Origin of the sequence: Streptomyces sp. NPDC032472 (genome assembly GCF_040636955.1) — a bacterium.
Taxonomy (GTDB): domain Bacteria; phylum Actinomycetota; class Actinomycetes; order Streptomycetales; family Streptomycetaceae; genus Streptomyces.
Genome location: NZ_JBEZVK010000190.1, coordinates 1 through 2,347, shown reverse-complemented (window position 1 = coordinate 2,347; position 2,347 = coordinate 1). Strand labels below are relative to the sequence as shown.

The 2,347-nt window shown below is 74.7% G+C and carries 4 protein-coding genes; all 4 read right to left on the bottom strand.

What is annotated here, in order from left to right:
* On the bottom strand, positions 1 to 678 hold a 678-nt coding region (locus AB0F11_RS38080), incomplete at its 3' end, for a DNA topoisomerase IB (protein ID WP_362184440.1).
* Between the two features lie 158 nt (positions 679 to 836).
* Entirely contained in the window at positions 837 to 1,160 is a 324-nt protein-coding gene (locus AB0F11_RS38075; protein ID WP_362184438.1) for a plasmid stabilization protein, read from the bottom strand.
* Between the two features lie 122 nt (positions 1,161 to 1,282).
* Positions 1,283 to 1,558, bottom strand: coding sequence for an isoamylase early set domain-containing protein (locus tag AB0F11_RS38070; protein WP_362184436.1), 276 nt, complete (start codon positions 1,556 to 1,558; stop codon positions 1,283 to 1,285).
* Positions 1,559 to 1,789: 231 nt separating this feature from the next.
* Positions 1,790 to 2,176 (bottom strand): hypothetical protein, encoded by a 387-nt coding sequence (locus tag AB0F11_RS38065; RefSeq protein WP_362184434.1) that lies wholly within the window; start codon positions 2,174 to 2,176, stop codon positions 1,790 to 1,792.
* Between the last annotated feature and the right edge of the window lie 171 nt (positions 2,177 to 2,347).

Sequence of the window (2,347 nt, the reverse complement as noted above, 5' to 3'; positions counted from 1 at the left end):
GGCGTGCCAGGTGCGGAGGTCCTTGGCGGTGATGTCCTGCCCGGAGCGTTCCCGCAGGTAGGCGTTGAGGTCCTCGGGCCGCACCTCGTGCCAGGTGCGGCCCGCCCGGTACGCGAAGAGCCGCGGCCCGGGCTCGCGCCGGCGCAGCAGGGCGCGGACGACGGCGAGGGCCGCGTCGTCCACGAGGGCCCGGTGCTGGCGGCGGCCCGACTTGGCGGGGAAGTCCAGGCAGACCTCGCCGCGCCGGCACCGGGCGTGCTCGCGCAGCAGGGTGGTCAGGCCGTAGCTGTCGTGGTCGCGGGCGTAGCGCTCCCCGCCGATCCGGAAGAAGCCCAGGTCGAGGAGGCGGGCGGCGCAGGCGAGGACCCGGTCCCGGCCGAGTCCGCGGCCGGCCGGGTCCTCGTCGACGGCCCGGCGCAGGCGGGGCAGGCCGCGAGCCACCCGGTACAGGTACTGGCGGCGCCCGGCCGCGTCGGTGCCGAGGGCCTGGATGTGCCCGTTGGGCCACGGGCAGATCCACACGTCCTGCCAGGCGGGCGGGATCACCAGCCGGACGATCCGCTCGCGCTCCTGCGCGGCGACCGGGCTGCCGTCGGCATCGAGGCAGCGGAAGCCGCGGCCGTGCCGGACCCTCCGCAGGCCGGGCCGGTGCGGGTCGCTGGTGCGCAGTCTGGTCACGCGGTCACGTCAGGTCGCGTCGGTCACGCCGTCACGTCAGGGCACGTCGTCGCGCCGGGTCGCGTCGTCACATCGGGTCGTGTCACGGCTCACGGCTCGGCCGACGACGGCGGAGCGCCTCGTCCGTGGCCGAGCCGGGGGCAGGGGCCGGGGCCGGGTCAGCGGCCCAAGGCCTCCTTGAGCTCGGCCTTGTCCATCTGGGAACGGCCCTTGATGTTCCTCTTCTTCGCCTCGTTGTACAGCTGCTCCTTCGTCGGTCCCTCGGAGCCGCTGTGCGACCGCTGGCCGCCGCGCTTCGAGGAGGACATGTCCTGGGTGGAGGAGCGGCTGGAGGTCTTCGACTCACCGGAGCGGGCGCGCTCCTTGTTCACCGTCCGGGCGGCGATCTCCTTGGCCCGCTTCTCCGACTCGCCGCGGTCCTGCGCGGAGTCCTTGATGTGCTCGTACTGTCGTTCCCGCTTCGGGGATGACCCTCGGGGCATCGTCTTCGCCTTCCTTCCTCGTACGGACCGGCTCCCTGCCGCTCCGGTCGGGCGTCTGCCCGCTGCGGCGGCGGTCATGGCCGCGGCGCGGGTCCGCCCTTCAGACCGTCAGCCGACCGGGTTCAGGTCGTCAGCCGGCTGTTCGGGCCCTCGCGGCCGTCGGCCTCCTCCTCGTTGAACCAGTAGTCGCCCGCGGCGAGGTAGCGGAACTGGTGCACCCGCTGCGGCTCCAGCCGCACGGTGACGGCGCGGGTCCCGTCCGGGCGCGGGGTGAGCGAGTGGGCGCCCGGCGTCCAGTCGTTGAAGTCGCCGACGACGCTGACCTCGCCCGCGGGCTCGTCGGCGGGCAGGACGAAGGTCACCTCGGTGCGGTTCTTGCGGGCGCTTCGTTGCAGCACGAACGTTCCTCCTTGTTCTTGCACAGGGTCGGTCCAGGTGTACCGCGCAGGGCGGCCCCCCCGCCGGGCCGCGCGCGCGAGACGCGCCGCCCGGCGGTTTCGCTCAGCGGCCCGTCCGCTGCCGGGCTCCCGGCCGGGGCCGGCCGGTGAGCCGGAAAACGAAGCCGACCCGGATCACCCGGACGGCGGGGCCCGGCCGATGCCGCCGGGCCCCGCACGAGACGGCTCCGTTCACCCTCGCCGCATCTTCTTCGATCCGCCCTTCGGGTCGATGCCCGTGAACGCCGAGTCGTCCTTGCCGCCGCTCGGCCGCTGGGACCGGCCGCGGGTCCCCATGTCGTGGTGGCCCTTCTGGCCTCCGCGGGCATGGTCCTCGCCGCTCTTGCCGGTGCTCTCGACCGGGGTCCCGTCGTCGAGCGCTGCCGGGGACGACCTGCCCTTGCGGGACTTGCCGGAGCCGGAGGCGTGCTTCTCGGGGGAGTCGAACGAGCGCCGCGCGCTCGGGTTGTCCTGCTTGTGTGTCGAGTCGACGTCGGGCGACCAGCCGTGCTGCTCGGTCCCCTCGTGCCGGCTCGGCCCCTCACCGTGCGGTACGTGTGACTTCGGCGTGCTGGACATGAGCCGTTCCTCCTCTCGTGTGGCCCCCTCGGGCCTGCGCCTGCCCCGTCGGGCTCGGGTCAACCCGGCCCGGCCCGCGGGCCGGGGGCAGGGGGCGGGGCAGGGGCCGGCCGCACGCCGGTGACGTGTCCGCAGGCCGGGCACGGGTAGGCGCGGTCACGTGGCTGCGTA